6 protein-coding genes and 1 pseudogene are annotated in these 22,738 nt (G+C 75.2%); 1 reads left to right on the top strand and 6 read right to left on the bottom strand.

Annotation, left to right across the window (positions count from 1 at the left end; all coding sequences use genetic code 11):
- Nucleotides 1-36: 36 nt before the first annotated feature.
- From AB0469_RS14740 to AB0469_RS14715, 6 genes are all read right to left on the bottom strand, one after another.
- Nucleotides 37-10,542 carry an amino acid adenylation domain-containing protein gene (locus tag AB0469_RS14740; protein WP_366451746.1) on the bottom strand — a complete coding sequence of 3,502 codons (10,506 nt, stop codon included), beginning with the start codon at nt 10,540-10,542 and terminating at the stop codon, nt 37-39.
- Nucleotides 10,539-18,386: an amino acid adenylation domain-containing protein gene (locus tag AB0469_RS14735; protein WP_366451745.1), complete on the bottom strand. Its 7,848-nt coding sequence runs from the start codon at nt 18,384-18,386 to the stop codon at nt 10,539-10,541. Before AB0469_RS14735 ends, AB0469_RS14740 begins: the two co-directional genes overlap by 4 nt.
- A 368-nt stretch (nt 18,387-18,754) precedes the next feature.
- Nucleotides 18,755-19,123: a PRC-barrel domain-containing protein gene (locus tag AB0469_RS14730; protein WP_366451744.1), complete on the bottom strand. Its 369-nt coding sequence runs from the start codon at nt 19,121-19,123 to the stop codon at nt 18,755-18,757.
- A 170-nt stretch (nt 19,124-19,293) separates the two neighbouring features.
- The gene (locus AB0469_RS14725) at nt 19,294-19,479 is read right to left on the bottom strand and encodes a hydrophobic protein (RefSeq protein WP_366451894.1); all 186 of its coding nucleotides are present in this window, start codon (nt 19,477-19,479) and stop codon (nt 19,294-19,296) included.
- A 369-nt stretch (nt 19,480-19,848) separates the two neighbouring features.
- Complete coding sequence (locus AB0469_RS14720; RefSeq protein ID WP_366451743.1) at nt 19,849-21,105, bottom strand: cytochrome P450; 1,257 nt, start codon at nt 21,103-21,105, stop codon at nt 19,849-19,851.
- Between the two features lie 415 nt (nt 21,106-21,520).
- Nucleotides 21,521-21,847: a plasmid stabilization protein gene (locus AB0469_RS14715; RefSeq protein WP_366451742.1), complete on the bottom strand. Its 327-nt coding sequence runs from the start codon at nt 21,845-21,847 to the stop codon at nt 21,521-21,523.
- 228 nt (nt 21,848-22,075) lie between these two features.
- On the opposite strand from AB0469_RS14715, the pseudogene AB0469_RS14710 reads away from it, so the two are divergent.
- A pseudogene (locus AB0469_RS14710) lies at nt 22,076-22,443 on the top strand (MSMEG_6728 family protein); the annotation flags it as partial.
- Nucleotides 22,444-22,738 lie beyond the last annotated feature (295 nt).

The following is a 22,738-nucleotide window of genomic DNA, read 5'->3' as shown; positions in this document are numbered from 1 at the left end:
CGGCGGTGGAGCGGGGTGGAGCGGGGGTGGAGCGGGTCAGGAGGGCAGGGCCGCGGCCAGCAGCCCGGCCAGCACGGCGCAGTGCGGGGGGTCCACCAGGTCGTGGTGGTTGCCCGGGACCGCCGCTCGCAGGACGTCGCCCGCGGTGCGCGCACGCCAGGCCGCCGGGTCCACCAGCGGGGTCCCGAGCTCCGGGTGCCGCTCGTCGACGGTGAAGAGGTGCAGGCCGACGGCGAGGACGGCGTCGGTGCGGTAGGCGGCGGAGGCCGCCCCGTTCGCCTCGGCGACCCGCAACACCCTGCGCAGGGCCTCCGTGGGGGCGGTACGGGGGAGGGTGCCCTCCGCGCGGCCCCGGCGCACCAGGACGTCGAGCAGTTCCTCCTCGTCCAGCTCGCGCGCCGAGTCGGCGTCGATCCCGGCGGCGAGGCCGTACCGCAGCAGGTCCGGATCGCCCGGCCCGGCAGCCGCAGCGGACCGGTTCCCGGGGGCCGCCCCCGGCGCGGCCGCGTCGATCAGGCCGAGGAAGGCGACCTCCTCGCCGGCGGCCTCCAGCCGTGCGGCCATCTCGTAGGCCACCGTCCCGCCGAACGACCAGCCGGCCAACAGGTACGGGCCGTGCGGCTGCTCCTCGCGCAGGGCGGCCAGGTAGCGCCCGGCCATCTCGGGCACCGCCTCCAGCGGCCTCTCGTCGGTGTTGTAGCCCACCGACTCCAGACCGAGGATCCGCCGGTCGCCCCCGGGACGGGCGGACAGGTCCCGCACCAGGTCCCGGTAGCAGACGACGTCGCCGCCCCGCGGGTGGACGAGGACCAGCGGCGGCCTGGACGGATCACCGTCGGCCAGCGGGACCAGCAGCCTGGCGGCGGCCGCCCCCGCGTCCGGCAGCGCCTCGCACAGCAGCTCCACGGTGCGCCGACGGAACACCAGGTTCAGCGGCAGCTCCACCCCGAACTCCCGGCGCACGGCCGCCATCAGGGCGAACGCCTTGAGCGAGTGGCCGCCGAGCGCGAAGAAGTCGTCACGCACCCCGATCGGGGCCGTGCCCAGGGTCTGCTCCCACAGCCGCGCCATCCGCAGCTCGCTCGTGTCGCGCGGGGCGATCCGGCCCGCGCCGTCACCGCGCGCCGCGTCCGCCGACGGCGCGGGCAGCGCCTTGCGGTCGAGCTTGCCGTTCGGGGTGAGCGGGAGCCGCTCCAGCGCGGTGAGGACCGCCGGGACCATGTACTCGGGGAGGTCCTGGCGCAGGAAGTCGCCGAGCTCGCGCACGTCGCCCTCCTCGTCCCGCCAGGTCACGTAGCCGGCCAGGACGGCGTCCACCCCCGTGCCGTGGACGGCCACGGCCGCCGCCAGCACCCGCGGGTGGCGGGCGAGCGCGGACTCGATCTCGCCCAGCTCCATGCGGTGGCCGCGCACCTTCACCTGGCCGTCGGCCCGGCCCCGGTACTCCAGCGTGCCGTCCGCGAGCCGGCGTACCAGGTCACCGGTGCGGTACAGGCGTTCGCCCACCCCGTACGGATCGGGCACGAACCGGTCCGCCGTCAGCCCCGGCCGCCCGTGGTAGCCGCGGGCCACCCCGTCGCCGCCGATGTAGAGCTCGCCGAACACACCCACCGGCACCGGGCGCAGCCCCGCGTCCAGTACGTGCAGCCGCGTGTTGGCGAGCGCCGTGCCGATCGGCACCGGCCCGTCGCCGACGGGCCCGGACAGCCGGTGGGCCGTCGACCAGACGGTGGTCTCCGTCGGCCCGTACACGTTCCGGACGGTGCCCAGCGCCGTACGCATCCGCTCGGCCAGGGCCGACGGCAGCGCCTCGCCGCCGCACAGCGCCCGCACGTGCGGCGCCCGCCACCCGGACTCCATCAGCTGGTGCCAGGTGGCCGGAGTGGCCTGGACGACCGTGACCGGCGCCGAGTCGAGCTCCTTCGCGAGCAGGGTGCCGTCCCGCGCGGTCTCGCGGTCGACGACCCGTACGGTCGCTCCGCACACGAGCGGGACCAGCAGCTCCAGCACGGCGATGTCGAAGGAGGCGGTGGTGACGGCCGCGACCGTGTCGCCTGCCGTCAGCTCCAGCCTGCGGACCATGTCCCGGGTGAAGTTGGCCAGCGCCCGGTGCGGGACGGTGACCCCCTTCGGGCGTCCCGTCGAGCCCGAGGTGTAGAGGGCGTACGCCAGCTGCTCCGGCTCCAGCCGCACGGGTGCGGGGTCGGCCGGCGCGCTCCCGTCCGCGGCCAGGGCGTCGAGGTCCACCACGGCGACCCCGTCCGGGACCGGCGCGGCTCCGGACAGCCCCGACACCACCAGTACCCGGGCGCCGCTGTCCGCGAGCATGTAGCCGATGCGGTCGGCCGGATAGCCGGGGTCCACGGGCACGTACAGGCCGCCGGCGCGCAGCACGCCCAGCAGCGCCGCGGGGAGCAGCACGGAGCGCTCCGCGCAGACCGCCACCGCGGCCTCCGGACCGACACCGAGCCGGGTCAGCTCCCGGGCCAGCCGCCCCGAGACCTCCCACAGCCCCGCGTACGTCAGGCTCCGGTCGCCGTCGTCCACGGCGACCGCCCGCGGCGTACGGGAGGCCTGCTCGCCGACGAGCACGGGCAGCGGCCGGCCGGCGGCCGGCTCGGCGGACCCGGCACCCGCGCGCAGGATCCGGTGCTCCTCGGCCGGACCCATCAGGGGCAGGGCGCCCAGCGGGGTCGTGGGATCGGCCACCGCGGCCGTGAGCAGTTCGGTCAGCGCCGAGGTCATGCGCTCGACGGTCGCCCGGTCGAAGAGGTCGGTGGCGAACACGGCCTTACCGCGCAGCGCGCCCCCCTCCTCGACGAAGTACAGCGAGAGGTCGAACTTCGAGGCACCGCTGGCCAGCGAGAGCGGTTCGACGTCCAGGCCGGCCGGCGGGGGCGGCGCGGCGGCCTCCTCGTCGAGCACCAGCATCACCTGGAACAGCGGGTTGCGGCTCAGGTCGCGCTCAGGCCGCACCTCCTCCACGAGGCGCTCGAACGGCACCTCCTGGTGGGCGTAGGCCCCCAGCGCCGTCTCCCGGGCCCGGTCCAGCAGCTCGCCGAAGGCCGGGTCGCCGGACAGGTCGGTGCGCAGCACCAGGTTGTTGACGAAGAAGCCGATGAGCGGCTCCAGTTCGGTGCGGTCGCGGCCGGCGATGGGGGAGCCCACGGCCACGTCCTCGCCGCCCGACCAGCGGGCCAGCAGGGCCTGGAAGCCCGCCAGCAGCACCATGAACAGCGTGGCGTCGTGCCGGCGCCCCAGGTCGCGCAGCTGCCGCAGCAGCGGCTCGGGCAGCTCGAAGGAGAACTGCCCGCCGCGCCCGGACGGGGTGGCCGGCCGGGGCCGGTCGGTGGGCAGGTCCAGCGGGGCCAGGCCGCCGAGGCGCCCGCGCCAGTACCCCAGGGTGTCCGCGAGGGCGTCGTCGCCGAGGCGGTCGCGCTGCCAGGAGGCGAACTCGCGGTAGGAGACGGCGAGTTCGGGCAGCGGCTCGGCCCCTTCGACGGTGCGGGCCCGGTAGGCGGCGAAGAACTCCCGCCAGAACACCCCCACCGACCAGCCGTCGAAGGCGATGTGGTGGGCCACGATCACCAGCAGGTGCTCCCGCGCCGCGATCCGCACCAGCCGGGCCCGCAGCGGGCCCGCGGCCGTCAGGTCGAAGGGGAGCGCGGCGTCGTGCGCGGCCAGCTCCCGCGCCCGCTCCTCGGCCGCCGGCGCACCGAGCTCCGAGAGGTCGGTGAACCCGGGGGCGAACAGGGAGGCCGGACCGGGCACGACGCGGGCCGCGAAGGCCCCCCCGTCGCCGCCTTCCCCGGTCTCCTCGATCCGCGAGCGCAGCACCTCGTGCCGGGCGACGACGTCCGTCAGCGCGCCCAGGGCGGCGGCGGTGTCGAGCTCCCCGGTCAGCCGCAGCGCACCGGGCATGTTGTAGTCGGGCCGGCCCGGCTGGAGCCGGTCCAGCAGCCACAGCCGCTGCTGGCCGAAGGACAGCGGGCCGGGCCCCTCGGGCAGCGCGGGGATCGCGGCTCCCGTCGCGTCCGCCGCGACCGGTGAGGCCAGCGCCCGGGCCAGGTCCTCGGCCACCGGGTGCCGGAAGATCAGCTGCATCGGGATGTCCAGGTCCAGCAGGGCGCGCAGCCGGGAGATGACCCGGGTGGCGCGCAGGGAGTGCCCGCCGCGCTCGAAGAAGTGGTCACGGACACCGATCGGGCCCTCGCCGAGCACCTCCTCCCAGACCTCGACGACCGTCCGCTCCAGCGGGGTGCGCGGGGCCACGTGCTCCCGGTGCCCGCCGGCCGGGCCGGCCTGCGGCGCGGGCAGCGCGCGGCGGTCGGTCTTCCCGTTCGGGGTCAGCGGCAGCGCCTCCAGCACCACCAGCGCGGACGGCACCATCGCCGCCGGCAGGGCCGCGCGGACGAAGTCCAGCACGGCGGCCGGATCACCGCCGCCCTCCCGCCACACCACGTACCCGGCGAGCAGCCGGTCGGCGCCCTCGCCGTGCGCGGCGGCCACGGCCCGGGCCACGTCGGGATGACGCAGCAACGCGGCCTCCACCTCGCCCAGCTCGATGCGGTGGCCCCGGACCTTGACCTGGTTGTCCCGGCGGCCGTGGAACTCCAGCACCCCGTCGGACCGCAGTCGCGCCAGGTCGCCGGTACGGTACATGCGCGCGCCGGGCGGCCCGTACGGGTCCGGCGGATAGGCCTCGGCGGTGCGTGCCGGATCGCCCAGGTAGCCGCGGGCCACCCCGCGGCCGGCGATGAACAGCTCACCGATCGCGCCCCGGGGGAGCGGTTCTAGGTGCTCGCCGAGCACGAGGACCCGGGCGCCGGGCAGCGGCCGCCCGATGGGGATGCGGCCCGCCTCGATGTCGGCGTCCGTCACCACGTGGTACGTGGTGGTGTTCGTGCACTCCGTCGGACCGTACTGGTTGACCAGGCGCAGCCGCCCGGGCACGCCCAGGGTGTGGGCGGCGCGCGCCAGTCCGGGCGTCAGCGCCTCGCCGGTGGTCATCACCAGCCGCAGCGCGGCCGCGGGTTCGGCGACGGCGGCGACCAGCGGTTCCAGCATCGACGGGACGATCGACAGCAGCGCCGTCACACCCTCGCCGTGCAGCAGCCGGGCCAGCGCCTCCGGGTCCCCGGCCTCGTCCTGCGAGGCCAGCACGATCCGCCCGCCGGTGGTCAGCGGGGCGAACAGGTCGCGTACCGAGGGGTCGAAGGTCAGCGCGGTACGGGCGAGCACCGCGTCCTGGGGACCGAGGCCGAAGGTGGCGGTCAGCGCCTCCAGGTAGCCGGTGACGGCGCCGTGCGTGACGGCCACGCCCTTGGGGCGGCCGGTGGACCCGGAGGTGTACAGCAGATAGGCCAGGTGCGCGGGGGAGGACGGGACGGGCGGCTCAGTGGCGGGCAGCGAGTCCACCACGTGCTGCTCGGCGTCCAGGTCCAGGACCGGTACGTCCCCGGTCAGGTCCGCGGGCGGCCCGCCGGGCAGGCCCGCCGTCAGCACCAGGTGGGCGCCGCTGTCGGCAAGGACCGTCCGCACCCGTTCGGCCGGGTGTCCCGCGTCGAGCGGCACGTAGGCGCCGCCGGCCTTCAGCACCGCGAGGACGCACACCAGCATCCGCGGGTCCCGGCCGGCCAGTACAGCCACCCGGGTCTCGGGGCCGGTGCCGAGCTCCCGCAGGCGGTGGGCCAGCCGGTTGGCGGCCGCGTCGAGCTCCGCGTAACCGATGGTGCGGCCCTCGCAGGTCACGGCCGGGGCGTCCGGCCGCAGCCGGGCCTGCTCCGCCACCAGGGAGTGCAGGGTCCGCGCCGTCGGCGCGTCCGTCCGCGGCGCGGACTCCTCGCCGAGCAGGGCGGCGTGCTCCTGCGGGGACAGCACGTCCAGCCGGGACAGCGGCGCGTCGGGGGTCTCGGCCGCACCGGCCAGCAGCCGCAGGTAGTGCGCGCCGAACCGCTCGACGGTGGCCCGGTCGAAGAGGTCCGTCGCGTACTGCACGGTGCCGGTCAGTCCGCCGGGGTGCTCGGTCATCGCGAGACTGAGGTCGAACTTGGCCGTCCCGTTGGAGGTGTCGAGGCTCTCGACCTCCACACCGTCCAGCGGCAGGGCGGCGAGCTGCTCGGGATGCAGCTGGAACAGCACGTCGAACAGCGGGTTGCGGCTGAGGTCGCGTTCCGGCCGCAGCTCCTCCACCAGCCGGTCGAAGGGAACGTCCTGGTGCTCGTAGGCGGCCAGCGCGGTCCGGCGCACCCGCCCCAGCAGTTCACCGAAGGCCGGGTCGCCGGACAGGTCGGTGCGCAGCACGAGGGTGTTCACGAAGAACCCGACGAGCGGCTCCAGCTCGGCGCGGTCGCGGCCCGCGATGGGCGAGCCCACCGCGATGTCGACCTGGCCCGTGTAGCGGGCCAGCAGCGCCTGGAAACCGGCCAGCAGCACCATGAACAGGGTGGCGCCGCGCTCCCGGGCCAGCGCGCGGAGCCGCTGGGCCAGCTCGGCCGGGACCTCGAAGACGAGGGCGTCGCCCGCGCCGGAGCGCACCTGCGGCCGCGGCCGGTCGGTGGGCAGCTCCAGGGCCGGGAGCCCGCCGAGGGCCGCCCGCCAGTGCATGATGCCGGCGTCGGCCTCCCCGCCGGCCAGCCGGCGCTGCTGCCAGTACGCGAAGTCCGCGTACTGCAGCGGCAGTTCCGGCAGCTCAGGACGCTCGCCGCGGCGCAGGGCCGCGTAGGCCCCGGACAGCTCCCGCCACACCACCGGCATCGACCAGCCGTCGCCGACGGTGTGGTGCAGGACCAGGACGAGGAGGTGCTCGTCGTCGGCGACCCGCACCACGCGGGCCCGCAGCAGGGGCGCCGAGCCCAGGTCGAAGGGCGCGGCGGCGTCGGCGTGGGCCAGGCCGAGCGCCCTCGAACGGGCCTCCCCGCGGGGCAGGTCCCCCAGGTCGGTGCGGACGGGGACGAAGACCTCCGGTGCCTCCACGACCTGTACGGGGCCCGACGGGCCCTCGGTGATCCGCGAGCGCAGCACCTCGTGCCGGGTCACCACCGCGCACAGCGCGGCGGCCAGCGCGTCGGCGTCCAGCGCGCCCCGCAGCCGGGCCGCGACGGGAATGTTGTAGTCGGGCCGGCCGGGCTGGAGCTGGTCCAGGAACCACAGCCGCTGCTGCGCGAACGACAGCGGCGCGCTCTCCCCGGCCGGCCGGGCGCCGATCGCGGTGACGGCGGCCGCCGCCGGCGCGGCGGCGGGGCCGTCGCCGCACAGGGCGTCCAGCGCCGACGCGAACCGCTCCAGCGTGGGGTGCTCGAACAGCAGCCGCAGCGGCACCCCCGTGCCCAGGCGGGCGCCGAGCCGGGACACGGCGCGCGTGGCCCGCAGCGAGTGGCCGCCGAGGGCGAAGAAGTCGTCGTGGCGGCCGATCCGCCCGGTGCCCAGCACCTCGCCCCACACGGCCGCGGCGAGCTCCTCGGTCGCGGTCGCCGGCGCCGCGAACTCGGCCCGGAGCACCCCCTCGTCGGGGGGTGCGGGCAGCGCGCGCCGGTCCAGCTTGCCGTTCGGTGTCACCGGCAGCGCGTCGAGCGGCACGATCGCCGAGGGCAGCATGTACGCGGGCAGCCGCTCGGCGAGCGCCCGGAGCAGCTCCGCCGGGTCCGCCACCCGGCCCTCCGCGGGCACCACGTAGGCGACCAGGCGCTGCTCGCCGGGGGTGTCCTCGCGGACCACCACCGCGGCGTGCCCGACCCGCGGGCCGCGCACCAGTTCGGCCTCGATCTCGCCCGGCTCGATCCGGTGGCCGCGGATCTTGACCTGCTGGTCGCCGCGGCCGAGGTAGTCGACGGTGCCGTCGGGGCGCCGCCGGGCCAGGTCGCCCGTGCGGTACATCCGGGCGCCCGGAGCGCCGTACGGGTCGGGGGTGAACTGCCGTGCGGTCAGGCCGGGGCGGCCGAGGTAGCCGCGGGCCACGCCGGTACCGCCGACGCACAGTTCGCCGACGGCCCCCTGCGGCACCGGGCGGCCGCGCCCGTCCAGGACGTACAGGCGGGTGTCGTCCAGGGCGGTGCCGATGGGGACCCGGCCGTCCACGACGGCGCCGGCGCGGGGGTCCAGCCGGTGGCTCGTGGCGAAGGTGGTGGTCTCGGTGGGCCCGTAGGCGTTGACGAGGACGGTGTCCGGAGCCTGCTCCAGGGCCCGGGCGAAGGAGTGCGGGGAGGCGGCCTCGCCGCCGGTCCACACCTCCCGCACCCGCGTCAGCAGCTCCACGCACTCCTCGACCACCAGGTTGAACAGGGCGGCCGTGAGGAACATCGAGGTGATCCCGTGCTCCTCCACCAGCCGGGCCAGGGCGGCGGTGTCCACCCGGCCGGGCGGCGCCATGACCACCAGCCCGCCGGACAGCAGGGGCGCCCACAGTTCGTACGTCGAGGCGTCGAACGACAGCGGGGAGTGGGCCAGCACCCGCCGGTGCGCGGCGCCGAAGGCGGTGTCACGGGCGAGCGCCGCGACGTTGGCGTGGGTGATGCCGATGCCCTTCGGCTCGCCCGTGGAACCGGAGGTGTACATCACGTAGGCCAGCTGGTCCGGCGAGCACGGCGGGTACGGGACCGGTGCGGCGGCCGGCGCCCCGTCCGCCGGGGCCGTCGCGTCGAGCACCGGAACGGGCGAGGTACGGACCGCCTCGTGGTCTGCCGTCGCGGGATCGGCGAGCAGCAGGCGGGCGCCGGTCCGCTCCAGCATCCAGTGCAGCCGGGCGACGGGGAACCCCTCGCCGAGCGGGACGTAGAGTCCGCCGGCCTTCAGGACGGCCAGGATCGCCACGGGGAGGTGGACCGAGCGCTCCATCAGCAGGGCGACCGGGGTTTCGCGCTCCACCCCGGCGGCGGCCAGCCGGGCCGCCAGCAGGTCGGACCGGGAGTCGAGTTCGGCGAAGCTCAGGCGGTCGGCGCCGCAGACCACGGCCTCGCCGCCGGGGGTGCGCCGGACCTGCTCGGCGAACAGCTCCACCAGGGAGGCCGGGGCCAGGTCCGGGCGGGCCGTGCCGTGCCCCTCGGCCGCGAGCCGGGCCGCGGTCGGGGCGGAGGGCAGCAGCTCGGCCACGGGACGGTCGGGCTCCTCGGCGGCGGAGGCCAGCAGCTCCAGGTAGTGGCCGAGGACGAGTTCGGCCGTGGCCCGGTCGAACAGGTCGGTGTCGAAGACCAGCGAGCCGGAGCAGGTCTCGGCGCCCTCGGAGACGAAGACGCTCAGGTCGAAGAGGGAACCGCCGAAGTCGGTCCGCACGGCCCGCGCGTCCAGGCCCGGCAGCCGCAGCCCGGCCGTCTCGTCCTGGGCCGACGCGAACATCACCTGCACGAGCGGGTTGCGGTCGCCGACCCGCTCGGGGCTCAGGTGCTCCACCAGCCGGTCGAAGGGCACCTCCTGGTGGTCGTACGCGTCCACCGTCGCCCGGCGGACCCGGCCGAGCAGCTCACGGAAGCCGACCTCGCCCGACAGGTCGGCGCGCAGCACCACGGTGTTGACGAAGAACCCGACGAGGGGCTCCAGCTCCACCCGGTCGCGCCCGGCCACCGGGGTGCCGACGGCGATGTCCGTGCTGCCCGCGTAGCGGGCCAGGGTGGCCTGGAAGCCGGCCAGGAGCGTCATGAAGAGCGTGGCGCCGGCGCCCTCGGCGATCCCGCGCAGCCGGGTGGTGAGGTGGGCGTCGAGGGTGAACTCCAGGCTCGCGCCGTCGCCGCTGCGACGGGTGGGACGGGGCCGGTCCGCGGGGAGTTCGAGAGCCTCCAGCCCGGCCAGGGACTTCTCCCACCAGCGCAGCTGACCGTCCATCGCGCCGCTCGCGAACCGGTCGCGCTGGGTACGGGCGTACGCCTGGTAGTCCAGGGGCAGCGGCGCCTGCGCCAGGGGCCGCTGCGCGAGCAGGGCCGCGTAGCCCTCGGACACCTCCCGCCACAGCAGGCCCATGGACCAGCCGTCGGTGGCGATGTGGTGGACCACCAGCACCAGCAGGTGGTCCTCGGCGCCGAGCCGGATCAGCAGGGCGCGCAGCAGCGGGCCGGCCGCGAGGTCGAAGGGTCTGCGGACCTCCTCCCGGGCCAGGCCGTGGGCCCGCTCCTCCAGTTCGGCGAGGGGGGCGTCGCCCAGGTCCAGCACCGGCAGCGGGACGGCCGCCGGGGCGGGCAGGACCACCGGGTGCGGGGCGCCGTCGCGCTCCTCGAAGACGGTGCGCAGCGGTGCGTGACGGGCCACGACCGCCGTCAGGGCGTGGCGCAGCGGCTCCGGGTGGAGGCGGCCGCGCAGCCGTACGACCTCGGGGATCGCGTAGCCGGGGGTGCCGTCCGCCATCCGGTCCACCAGCCACATCCGCTCCTGGGCGAACGAGGCGACGGGCTCGGCGTCCGGCCCGTCGGCGGCCGGAGCGGGGACCGGTGCCGGCGCGGCGGCCGGACCGGCCGCCGTGTCGTCCAGCGCGGCGCGCACCCGGCGGCGCAGCAGCTCACGGGCGGCGGCCAGCCGGCTGTCCGTGCCGGCGGCCGGCAGGCTCTCCTGGGTGGTCACGAGGTCTCTCCCTGAAGTACGAGTGAAGGAACGGCGGCGTCGGTGGCGGGGAACGGGGCCGGGTCGGCCTCCAGTTCGGCCAGCAGCACCGTTTCGACGGCGATGGCGAGGGCGGCGACGGTCCGCTGCTCGAAGAGGGTGTGCAGGGGCAGGTCCAGTCCGAGGGACTGGCGCAGCCGGGCCGCCACCCGGGTGGCGCTCAGCGAGTGCCCCCCGAGGGCGAAGAAGTCGTCGTGGCGGCCGATCCGCGGCGCGTCCAGTACGGAGGCCCACACCATGGCGACCAGTTCCTCGGTCTCCCCGGCGGGCGGCTCGTACCCGGTGGCGGCCACCGCGGCGGGCGCCGGGAGCGCCCTGCGGTCGAGCTTGCCGTTCGGCGTGACGGGCAGCCCGTCCACGACGACTAGCACCGGCACCATGTACTCGGGCAGGGAGCGGGCCAGTTCGGCGCGCATCCGCTCGGTGTCCGGCGCCGGGTCCGCCCCGGCCTCCGGGACGACGTACCCGACGAGCCTGCGCTCGCCCGGGACGTCCTCGCGGACGACGACCGCGGCCCGGCCGACGCCGTCCAGGTGGCCCAGCGCCGTCTCGATCTCGCCGAGTTCGATGCGGAAGCCGTGGATCTTCACCTGGTCGTCGGTGCGGCCCAGGTACTCCACCGAGCCGTCGGCCCGGTGGCGGGCCAGGTCCCCGGTGCGGTACATGCGCGAGCCCGGCGGACCGAAGGGGTCGAGCGGAAAGCGCTCCGCGGTCAGCGCCGGGCGCCGCAGGTATCCACGGGCCAGGCCCGCGCCCGCCAGGAACAGCTCGCCGGCGACCCCCACCGGGACCGGTCGGCCCCGCCGGTCGAGCACGTACAGCGAGGTGTTCCAGATGGGCCGGCCGATCGGCACGGGCCCGGCGTCCTCGCGGAGGCAGTCCCAGTGCGTGACGTCCACGGCCGCCTCCGTGGGCCCGTACAGGTTGTGCAGGGGCACGTCGAGCACATCGAGGAACCGGTTCTTCAGCTCCTCGGGCAGGGCTTCGCCGCTGCACACGACCCGCCGCAGCGACCGGCAGCGGCCCGCCCCGGGATCCTCGACGAACGCCGCCAGCATGGACGGGACGAAGTGGACGGTGGTGACCGACTCCTCCTGGATCACCCGGCTGAGGTAGGCGGGGTCCTTGTGCCCGCCGGGCTCGGCGACCACCAGGGTCGCGCCGCTGGTCAGCGGCCAGAAGAACTCCCACACCGACACGTCGAAGCCGAACGGGGTCTTCTGCAGCACCCGGTCGTCCGCACCCAGCCGGTACCGGTCCTGCATCCACAGCAGCCGGTTGACGATGGCCGAGTGCTCCACGACGACGGCCTTCGGCCGCCCCGTCGACCCGGACGTGTAGATCACGTACGCGGGGTGCGAGGGCAGCGGCGCCGGCCCCGCCGCACCGGGGTCCCCGTCGTGGACGGCCCCCGGATCCAGCCGGGGCAGGTCCGCCGGGAGCGGCAGCGCCGCCGCCACCCCGTCGTCCGCGAGCAGCAGCACCGGCTCGGCGTCGGACAGCAGGTACGCGATCCGGTCCGCCGGCAGCGAGGGGTCCACCGGAAGGTAGGCGGCCCCCGCCTTCAGCACGGCCAGCAGCGAGACCACCATCTCGGTGGAGCGGTGCAGGGCGACCGCGACGATCTCCTCCGGACCGGCGCCCCGGGCGCGCAGGACCCGGGCCAACCGCTCGGCCCGGGCGTCGAGTTCGCCGTACGTCAGGCGCTCGCCGCGGAAGACGGTGGCCGGGGCCCTCGGCGTCCGGGCCACCTGCTGCTCGAACAGCTCCACCAGCGTGGTGTCGGGGACCGGCACGGCGGTGCCGTTCCACTCGCCCATCAGCCGGTGCTGCTCCGCGGACAGCAGGTCCACCTCCCCGACCGCGGTGTCGGGGGCGTCGGCGACGGTCGTGAGCAGCCGCTCCAGCGCCTCGCCCAGGCTGCGCGCCGTCCGCGCGTCGAGGACGTCCGCGCGGTGGTCGAGGTGGAGCCGCAGCCTCTCCCCGGGCAGCACGATGAGGTTGACGGTGTAGTGGGTGGCGTCCGAGCCCTCCACCCCGGCCAGCCGGGGACCGCCGGCCAGCTCCCGCATCGACTCCAGGTCGAGCGGGTAGTTCTCGACGACGACCGTGGTGTCGAAGAGGGCGCCCAGCCCGGCCGCCCGCTGGATGCCGGCGAGTCCGGCGTGCTGGTGGTCCATCAGCTCCGCCTGCTCGTCCTGGAACCGGCCGAGCGCGGCCAGCAGCGGCTCGTCCTCGCGGATCCGGAACCGCACGGGCAGGGTGTTGATCAGCAGGCCGACCATGTCCTCGATGCCCGCGACGTCCGCGGTCCGCCCGGAGACGGTCCCGCCGAACACCACGTCGTCCCGCCCGGTCACCCGGCCCAGCAACATCGCCCAGACGCCCTGGACCACGCTGTTGAGGGTCACGCCCGCGGTACGGGCCCGCGCGGTGAGCCGGGCCGTCAGCTCGGCCGACAGCTCCACCGGGACCCGCTCGGGCAGCGCGTCGATCCGGTTCGGATCGGCCGCGCCCAGCAGGGTCGGCTCTTCCAGCCCGGCCAGCGCGGTGCTCCACGCGGTCTCGGCGGCGCCGTCGTCCTGGCGCGCCAGCCAGTCCAGGTGCGCGCGGTACGGGACCGCTTCCGCGACCGCGCCGGAGCCGGCGCCCGGGGTCTGTTCGGCGTATCCGGTGAGCAGCTCGCGCAGCAGTACCGCCGAGGACCAGCCGTCCCAGACGATGTGGTGGTTCGTCATGACGAGGCGGTGCTCGGCCGTCCCGAACCGGACCAGGGTGAAGCGCACCAGAGGCGGCCGCTCCAGGTCGAAGCGCCGGGCCCGGTCGGCCGCGAGCAGCCGCTGCCACTCCCGCTCCCGGTCGGCGGAGCCGAGTCCGCCCAGGTCCACGGCCTCCCACGGCACCTCGACGGACTCGACGACGATCTGCGCCGGCCCGTCCAGACCCCGGTCGGTGAAGGCGGAGCGCAGCGCGGTGTGGCGGCGCAGCAGCCGGTCGCAGGACGCCCGCAGGGTGCCCGCGTCCAAGGAGCCGTCCAGGGTGAGGACGATCTGGCCGGTGTAGGCGTCCATCGCCCCCGTGTCGAAGGCGGAGTGGAAGAAGAGCCCCTCCTGGAGCGGCGAGAGCGGCAGCACGTCGCAGAGCCCGGCGTAGCGCGCGGCCAGGGCGTCGGTCTCCGGCTGCGTCAGCCGGACCAGCGGCAGGTCACGGGGGGTGAGGCGGCGCGGTCGGGGAGCGCCCGTCCAGCCGGCCAGCAGGCGCAGGGCCTCGCCCCACGCCGCCACCAGGGCGTCCGCCTCGGCCTCGGTCAGCAGGTCCGCGGGATGGGTGACGACCGCGGTGAAGGCGGGACCGTCGGCACCGTCCACGGCCATGGCGTCGATCTGCAGGGCGTGCTCGACGGGCATCGCCGGATCCACCTCGGCCCGCAGGCCGCCCGCCTCGGGGGCGGGGCTCCACGGCGCCTCGCCGCCGCCGGCGAACCTGCCCAGGTAGTTGAACAGGATCCGGGGGCGCGGCAGCCCGGACAGCTGTGCGGCGGTTCGCGGATCGAGCCTGCTCAGCAGCCCGAAGCCCGTGCCGTGGTCCGGTACGGAGGCGACCGTCGAGTGGATCCGCGCGACCAGTTCGGCGAGCGCGTCGCCGCCCCGGGCCGCCGCGTCCAGGTCGAGGCCGGCCAGGTCGAACCGGACCGGGTACTGGGTGGTGAACCAGCCCACGGTGCGCGCCAGGTCGTGCCGGCCGGTGCGGTCGACGCGGCCGTGGCCCTCCAGGTCGACCAGCAGCGACGCGGGGGCGCTGCCGGGGGAGCGCAGCCGGTGCGCCGCGAGGACCAGTCCCGCGAGCAGCACCTCGGCCGGGCCGGTGCGCAGGGCGCCGGGCACCCCGGCCAGCAGCGGGCCGGCGACCTCGGCGGGCAGGCCGAGCGTCAGCGTGCGCGTGGCGCCGGCGGTGTCCCGCACCGGGTCGGGGATCCGCTGCCAGGGCTCCTGCGGGTCCGGGGCGCCCCCGGGGGCGTCCAGCGTCGAGCGCCAGAAGGGGAGCTCGGCCTGCACCTCCGGGGAAGCGGCCTGGAGTTCGAGATGGTGGGCCCACGCGCGGAACGGGACCTCCCCCTCCGCGGCCGGGAGCGGACGCCCGGCGACGGCGGCCTCCCAGGCCGCGGCCAGGTCGGCGGCCAGGATCCGCCACGACACCCCGTCCACCGCCAGGTGGTGCACGCACAGCAGCAGCCGGTCCGGCGCCGCCCCACCGGTGTCGAAGCGCACGGCCCGGAGCATGACCGAGGCCGCGGGGTCCAGCTGTCCGGCCGCCTCCCGGGCCGCCTCCGCCATGACGGCGGCGCGGGCGGACGCGTCCGACCCGGCCACGTCGACGGTGCGGTACAGCCGGGACACGTCGACCGAACCGGGCTCGCCCACCGTGCACAGCCGGCCCTCCGGGCCGGCGGTCACACCGAGGCGCAGCGCCCCGTGCCGGTCCACGACCGACTCCAGGACCCGTACGAGCGTCGCGTCGTCCGCGCCCTCGGGCAGGGTCAGCACCATGGACTGGCTGAACCGGCCGATGGGACCCGGCCCGTCGAGGAGCCAGCGCATGACCGGTGTCGCGGGGAGCGGACCGCACTCCGCGACGGCCGGAGCGGCGGTGGCCGCGGAGGGCCCGTGGCCGGGCTCGCCGACGGCCGCGGCGAGGGCGGCCGGGGTCTTGTGCGCGAACACCTCGCGCAGGGTGAAGGAGAAGCCCCGGGCCCGGGCCCGGCTGGTCAGGCCGAGGGCGGTGATGCTGTCGCCGCCGAGCTCGAAGAAGTTGTCGTCCGGGGTCGCGGTGACGCCGAGGGCCTCGGAGAACAGGGCCGCGAGGGTCTGCTCGGTGGCGCCGTACACCCGCTCCGGGTGCTCCCGACGGGCCGCGGCCTCGGGTACGTGCAGCCGCGCGCGGTCGACCTTCCCGCCCGTGGTGAGGGGCAGCCGGTCCACCGCCACGAAGGTGCGGGGCACCATGTAGGCGGGCAGGACCCGGCCCAACTCCGCTGCCAGCGCATCCGGTTCGGGCACCGGGCCGCCGTCGGCCGGCGGTGCCACGAAGGCGACGAGCCGGCGGGCTCCGCCCGCGGGGGCGTGCACGACGACCGCGGCCTGCCCCACCGAGTGCTGCCGGCCGAGCACCGCCTCGATCTCGCCCAGTTCGATCCGGTGGCCATTGATCTTGACCTGGCGGTCCACCCGCCCCACGAACTCCAGTTCGCCCCGTGCCGTCCAGCGCACGAGGTCGCCCGTCCGGTACATCCGCGCACCGGGTACACCGGAGAAGGGGTCCGGCACGAAACGGTCGGCGGTCATGGCCGCGCGGCCCGCGTACCCCTGGGCGAGACCCGCACCGGCCACGCAGAGCTCGCCGGTCGCTCCCGGCGGCAGCAGCCGCAGCCCCCGGTCGACGACGTACGCACGGTGGTTGGCCATCGGGCGCCCGATCGGCGGGATCCGGCCGTGCGAGGGCGCGACCACCCGGTGCATGGTCACGGACACGGCCGCCTCGGTGGGCCCGTACGCGTTCCAGACCTCGCGGCCGTCCGTCGCCCAGCGGTCCACGGCGTCCCCGGACGGGGCCTCACCGCCCGTGGACAGGAACCGCAGCGCCGGCAGTCCGGCGGGATCCAGCAGCGGCAGGAGCGCCGGAGGCAGGTCGGCGACCGTCACCGCCTGCTCGGCGAGCAGCGCCTGGAGCCGGTCGACGTCGACCCGCTCGGTGTCGGTGGCGAGGACCAGGGTGGAACCGCTGAGCAGAGAACCGAACACATCCAGGACCGACACGTCGAACGACAGCGAGGCGAACCCGAGGAACCGTTCCGTGCGCCCGGACCCACCGCGACCGCCGGAGTCCCCGTCCCCGTCCCCGGGGCCTTCGCCCGCGCCGCACAGCGCGAGGTGGCCGCGCACGAAGTCGACGGCCGCCGCGTGCGGGACGACGACGCCCTTCGGCTCGCCCGTACTGCCCGACGTGTACAGCAGGTACGCGGCGGACGCGGCCGGCACCGGTACGGACCTCCGGGCGACGGCGGACCCGTCGGCCGGCGCGCTCGCGTCGACCACCCTCGGCAGGTCGTGCGGCAGCCGGTCGCGACCGCCCGGCCCGGCGACGACCGAGCGCAGCCCGGCGTCGCGCACGATGTACGCGATGCGCTCGGGCGGCAGGCCGGGGTCGAGCGGCACGTAACAGCCGCCCGCCTTCAGGACGCCGAGCAGGGCCGCGACCATCGACGGGGAGCGCTCCACGCAGACGCCGACCGGGGTGCCCGGTTCGACGGCCGACCGCAGCCGGTCCGCGATGTCCTCGGCCCAGGCGTCGAGCTCCCGGAAGGTGACCTCCTGGCCGGCGCAGACGACGGCGGCCCGCTCGGGGCTGCGCGCCGCCACCTGCTCGAAGAGCGCGTGCAGCGACGCGTCCCCTGCCACGGGGCCGACGCCGCCCTCGGCGAAGGCGGCGAGCCGCTCCTCGTCCTCGGCGGTCAGGAAGGGCAGCGAGCCGACCGGAGCCTCGTCGTCGGCCGAGGCGAGGGCGACCAGGAACCGGGTGAACCGCACCCGCAGCGCGTCGAGTTCCGCGCGATCGAGGTCGGCGGCGTCGCCCTCGGCCTGCACGGTCAGCGGGCTGTCGCCGCCGCGGTCGTAGACGTTGAAGGAGACGTGCTCCACCGGGCCGACCGAGAGGTTGTGCGCGGAGGCGGGAGCGCCGGCGAAGGACAGCTCGTAGTCGAAGGACATGAGGTTGACGGCGGCGTCCCACAGCCGGGGTCCGGTCCCGGTGAACTCCTCGATGCGGTACCGCTGGTGGCGCAGGGCCTCCTTGATGCCGGCCGAGGTGCCGCGCAGCAGCTCGCCGACCGTCGTGTCCGCGCTGACCGCCAGCCGCAGCGGCAGCACCTTGGAGAACATGCCGGGCGTCCGGCGGGCGTCCGGGGTGGTGCGGCCGGTGACCGGCAGGCCCAGGACCACGTCCTCGGTGCCGCCCGCGCGGTGCAGGTGGGCGGCGGCCGCGGCCATCACCAGCGCCGACCAGCGCGTGCCGTGCCGGCGCGCCGCCTCGCGCAGGGTGCGGGCGTCGGCGGGGTCGAGGTCGCCGCTCACCCGCACCGTCGTGCCCGAGGCGGGCGCCGGGACGCTGCCGGTGAAGGAGACGGGCTCGGGGGCCCCGTCCAGGTGGGCCCGCCAGAACTCCCGGTCCTCCGCGCACCGCCCGGAGCCCGCGTACTCCTCCTCCTCGGCCACGATCCGCTCCCACGGCGCGCTCTCGGCGGCCGGCACGGGCTCGCCCGCGACCAGCGCCGAGTACGCCTGCGCGGTCCGCCGCGCGAGGATCGAGCCGGTGACCCCGTCCGCGACGAGGTGGTGGTAGCCCTGCATCCAGCGGTAGGCCGCCGGCCCGGTCCGCACCAGGAGGTACCGGCACACGTCCCCGGAGGCCAGGTCCGTCGGCCGGGCCAGCTCGGCGCGCATCAGCCGCTCGGACTCGGCGTCCGGGTCCGGGTGGTCGCTGACGTCGACCGTCTCCATCCGCAGCGGCGGCGGCCCGGCGGGTATCTGGTGCACCACCCCGTCCACCTCGGCGAAGCGGACGCACAGCGTCTCGGTTCCGGCCACCGTCGTGCGCAGCGCCTCGGCGAACAGCTCCGGATCCACCGCCCCACGGATCTCCAGGTACTCGGCGACGGTGTAGTCGAGGCGGGTGGGGTCGAGCTGCTGTGCGAACCAGACGCCGTTCTGCGGCGGGGTCAGGGGCAGCGGCCGGCGGTCGTGAGTGGCCATGCGGTGGTCAGTCTCCTCAGTCGGATCGGTCGATCAACGACGACGTGAGGCCACTGTCCGCGACGGCCGGACGGTCTCGAAAGTCCCACAAATACGCCTCTTGACGCCGCCCGGCGAGCCCGGAGAAATCCCCGGTACCGCGATCCCGTGACAGCCGGAAGCGGTCGGCCGTTCATCTGTCCGCGTGGTCGGGCGAAGTGACTGATGCCCCCGGACCCCACCGTCCGCGTGCGGGGAAGCCCGTGCCTCCCGGGCTGGTCGGGTACGCCTCCAGCGCAGCGCGGTCGAGTGCGGGATCACAACCGTCACGAGGCCGGCCCGGGACACCCGAGGGTGGTCCGGGCCGGCCTCGTCGTGCGGGAAGGCGATCAGGCGGGCCAGCCGCCGAAGGGGGCGCCGGCGCCGTAGTAGGTACCCAGCTCCTCCCGGTAGCCGGCGTCGCCGAGGTGCTTGTCCCGGTGGAACTCGGGGGCGTTCTTGATCTGCTCCTTGGAGCGGTCGACGAAGACCTCCTTCTCGTCCCGGTCGACCCTGACGACGGTGCTCGCCGGCAGCAGGACCTCCTTGCCGAAGATCCATACGCCCGTGTCGACCACCAGGTAGGCGTCACCGACCTCGTCGGAGTGCTTGTCGACCTTGCCGATGCTGCCGTCGGTCGCCTCGACCTTGTAACCGGTCAGATCGGTACCTGCCAGGTGGCCCGACGTCGACTTGTAACTCCACACATGTTCAGTCACGCGAAAACAACTCCTCGGTCGATGGAGGCGGCGGGAGAATACTTCCCGCCGATCTTTCTTGTTCCGTACGTCGTGCCCGGCGGATGCGCTGCGTTCCGCCCGGACGCTCGCATGCCCGGATTTCACCGCTGCACGCACCCGGATGGAAACTGGAAATGGGGCCCGGCCGACTACCAGCGGTACCAGCGGCCGCTACCACCCTTGGGCCGGGCGACGAAGCCGATCAGCCAAAGGATCAGGACTGCGACAGCCACCCACCAGAGAATCTTCACCGCGAAACCCGCGCCGAAGAGGAGAAGGGCCAGCAGAAGAACGAGAAGCAGGGGAACCATGGTTATCAACCTCCGAAGCACCATGTGCCCGACGTCACCCAGGGCATGCATCCGATTCTTCTTCGATTTCTCGTCCCGGCGTTCTTACGCCACTTGGCCCCACCCTCCACTCGGTGAACCGTCCAGCGGGCAGAACCTCCTTCATGGAAAACAACCACGAGATGGATTCGGCGCACCAGGTTCCGGACGGTGTCGACGAGAAGACGGTGCGCGCTTCGGGCGCGCTGTCGAAGGCGCTGGAAACCACGGAGCGGGCCCGCGGTCATCTCTACGGGTTCCACCAGCTGACTGCGCCGGGCCCCGGAGGACGCGAGGACCGCGCAACGGGTCCGCCCGACCACCGGCCCCCTCCGCGCCGGAACCCGCCGGGGCGACCGGTGCGGCCCTGTCCGATCACCTCAGACGGAGCTCGAAGCCGCTTCGAGGGAGCGTGGGCATGCGGGACAGCGGAATCCCGAGGTCCTGGTCGGGGACGTCGTAGTCGAGCCGTGCCAGTTCCGTCGAGATGGCCGCGAGTGCGGTGACGGTGATGTCCTCTCCGGGGCAGCGATGGCCGCGCGCCGGGTCCCCGCCGCCTTGCGGGACGAGGTTGTCCAGCTGGTCCCGCGCCCCCTCCGGGCGCCCGAACCGGCACGGGTCGAACCGGTACGGATCCTCCCACAGGGCCGGATCGTGGTTCTGGCCGTACAGGTCGAGCAGTACCAGGGCGTCCTTGGGCACGCGGTCCCCGCGCCAGGTCAGGTCCTGCGCAGCGAGGCCCGCCACGAAGGGGGCGAAGGGGTAGAAGCGCCGCACTTCGTGGGCGAACGCCTCGGCGTACGAGCCTCCGGTGTCGGCCCGCAAGGAGTCGCGGTGGTGTGGCCACCGGTGCAGTGCGTGGGCGGCGAAGGCGGCGAACCAGGCGATGGCGACCGTGGGGCGGATGATGTTCAGCAGCTCCACCGCCGCGGTACGGGGGTCCAGGAGCGCTCCGTCCAGGTCGCGGTGCCGGGCCACCGTCTCCAGTGCCGGACCGTCGGCATCCGCCTCCGGGGTGCGTCGTACCTCGGTGACGAGGCCGGCGAGGGCCTGTTCCTGACGGCGCCGTGCCCGGCGGGCGCGCAGGTGGCGGGGGCCGGGGGTGGCGAACCCGTCGACCATGGACGTGCAGTCGCGGGCCAGGTCGGCGGCCGCCGCGTCGGAAAGTGGGAGGCCCGCCCAGTCACGGACGGCGAGGGCGAGGACCTTGGCGGCTTCGTCGAAGAGCACCACGCGGTCCTGCCGCCGATCGGCCATCGCCTCCCGCCACCGCCGGGTGACGTACTCGCCCAGGGCGGCGACTCCGGTGCCGTCCTCGAGGAGGGAGACGAACATCGCCTTGCGCACCCGGTGCACGTCTCCGTCGAGGGTGTGGACGGCGCCCTGACCGAAGAGGGTGTCCAGGACGGGGTCGGGCAGGGCCGCGGTGCGTACGACGTGCTTCTCGTCGTAGAAGAAGGCGACCGCGTCCGGGCCGCGCAGGGCGATGGCGGGCCGTCCGAGGAGGCGGGTCCGGACCGTGCTGTCCGGGCTGCGGCGCATCCGGTCGGGCAGCCATGCGTAACCGTGCACGAGGAGTGCGAGCGTGCTGTCGTTCCAGGGCGCAGCGCCGGTCTTCTTGGAGGAGGACATGGAGCGCGCGTACCCGGCACGGACCCGGGCACGCCTGGTTCGGCCCGGTGTCACTCGTGCGTGGTGCGCGCTCCCCGCACACCGCCAGGGCGCCCCGGGCTGCTCACGGGCGCCGCGGTCACTGCGTACGGCTCCTCCGCGTTCCACCTGCGCCTCCAGGACCTCTGCGCTCCACCCGGCACCAGCAGCGGGTGGGCAGCCACCAGCCCGTTGGGGCCGGGGCGGATCACCACGGCGTCAGGTACGGAGCGCTTCGTCGGGCTGTCGTTCCCACGACCCCGGCCGGGCGGGCCGGCATGCCCCGGTGCCGCAGCTGCAGGGCCGTTTCGACGACACGGTTGTGCAGCACCGCGCGCCAGGACCCGGGCAAGCAGAAGGGGAAGGGCCGGCCCCGGCCCGGGAGCGCGTCCCGTGATCAGTGGCCGAGGGCGTTCTTGAGCTGCTGCTTGGTCATGGTGGAGCGGCCGTCGATGCCGCGCTTCCTCGCCTCCTGGTAGAGGTCGTCCTTGGTGCGTTCGGAGGAGCTGCCGCCGCGGGACTTCTCGCCGCCGCGTTGTGGGGCGGACTTGCCCTGGGTGGAGCTGCTGCTCGCCGTCTTGCTCTCCCCGGAGCGGGCGCGTTCCTTGTTCACCGTTCGGGAGGCCATCTCCTTCGCGCGGCCTTCCGACATGCCGCGCTTCTCGCCCGACTCCTTGATGTGTGCGTACTGGCGCTCGCGCTTGGGGCTGGAACCTCGGGGCATGACGGAACCCTTCGTCGACGGTGTGATGTCACGGTCATGGTGCGCGTACCCCGACCAAGCCGCATCTCACGCAATTCCGGCCGAAAGATCTCGTCGCGAGGTCATGCTGCGCCGTTCGTCGTGGCACAGGGGGAGATCTCCGCGGACTCTGCCGAGCTCGCACCGTGCCCGCCGGGCCGTGGGTCGCGGCACGGGTGCCGGTCGCACCGCGTATCGGAGGGAGACCTCGTGCAGACGTTCCTTCCGTTTCCGTCGTTCGACGCCTCGGCGGCCGTACTGGACGTACGGAGGCTCGGCAAGCAGCGCGTCGAGGCCGTGCAGGTGCTGCGTGGTCTGGTCGTTGCGGGTTGTGGCTGGCGCAGGCACCCGGCGGTGCGGATGTGGGCGGGGTACGAGGAGGCACTCGTCCGGTACGGACTGGAGATCTGCGGGGCGTGGACCGCGCAGGGGCGCGCCGATACCTGTGCGGTCACCCTGGTCCAGGACTTCGGGGCGTGGCAGCCGGGGGCGCCCCGCGGACGCAGGAGCAGTTGGCCGGCGACGGGGACCTGCCGCCGTGGCTGGGCGCACCGGACTTCCGTCGCAGCCATCAGTCCGAGGACGACACGAACGTCCCGCCGGCCCGTGATGATGTCCGTTTTCGCGGGAGGTGCAGGGGCAGGCGCGAGTCATGGACCAGTCGAAGGCACCGGTACTCGAGGCGTTGGCCGCCTGTCACGAAAGCGGTCGGACGCCGTTCCCCGGCCTGGGCCATGGACGCCGGCGACGACGTGTGCGTCGCCTCCGTGCACACGATGGGCGCCGGACTGGAACGGAGCTGACCGACCTGGCCAGGCCTGCGGAGGAGCTCCGGACCGGACGGCACGCGGAGGTCCCGCCGCCTTCGAGGGT

Source organism: Streptomyces sp. NPDC093801 (assembly GCF_040701585.1).
Classification (GTDB): domain Bacteria; phylum Actinomycetota; class Actinomycetes; order Streptomycetales; family Streptomycetaceae; genus Streptomyces.
The sequence above is the reverse complement of the archived record's forward strand: the minus strand, read 5'-3'. Positions and strand labels throughout refer to the sequence as shown.

What these genes read in the sequence shown, in the direction of transcription:
- AB0469_RS14735 (WP_366451745.1), bottom strand. Translation starts at nt 18,386, where the DNA reads ATGGCCACTCACGACCGCCGGCCGCTGCCCCTGACCCCGCCGCAGAAC.
- AB0469_RS14725 (WP_366451894.1), bottom strand. Translation starts at nt 19,479, where the DNA reads ATGGTGCTTCGGAGGTTGATAACCATGGTTCCCCTGCTTCTCGTTCTT.
- AB0469_RS14720 (WP_366451743.1), bottom strand. Translation starts at nt 21,105, where the DNA reads ATGTCCTCCTCCAAGAAGACCGGCGCTGCGCCCTGGAACGACAGCACG.
- AB0469_RS14715 (WP_366451742.1), bottom strand. Translation starts at nt 21,847, where the DNA reads ATGCCCCGAGGTTCCAGCCCCAAGCGCGAGCGCCAGTACGCACACATC.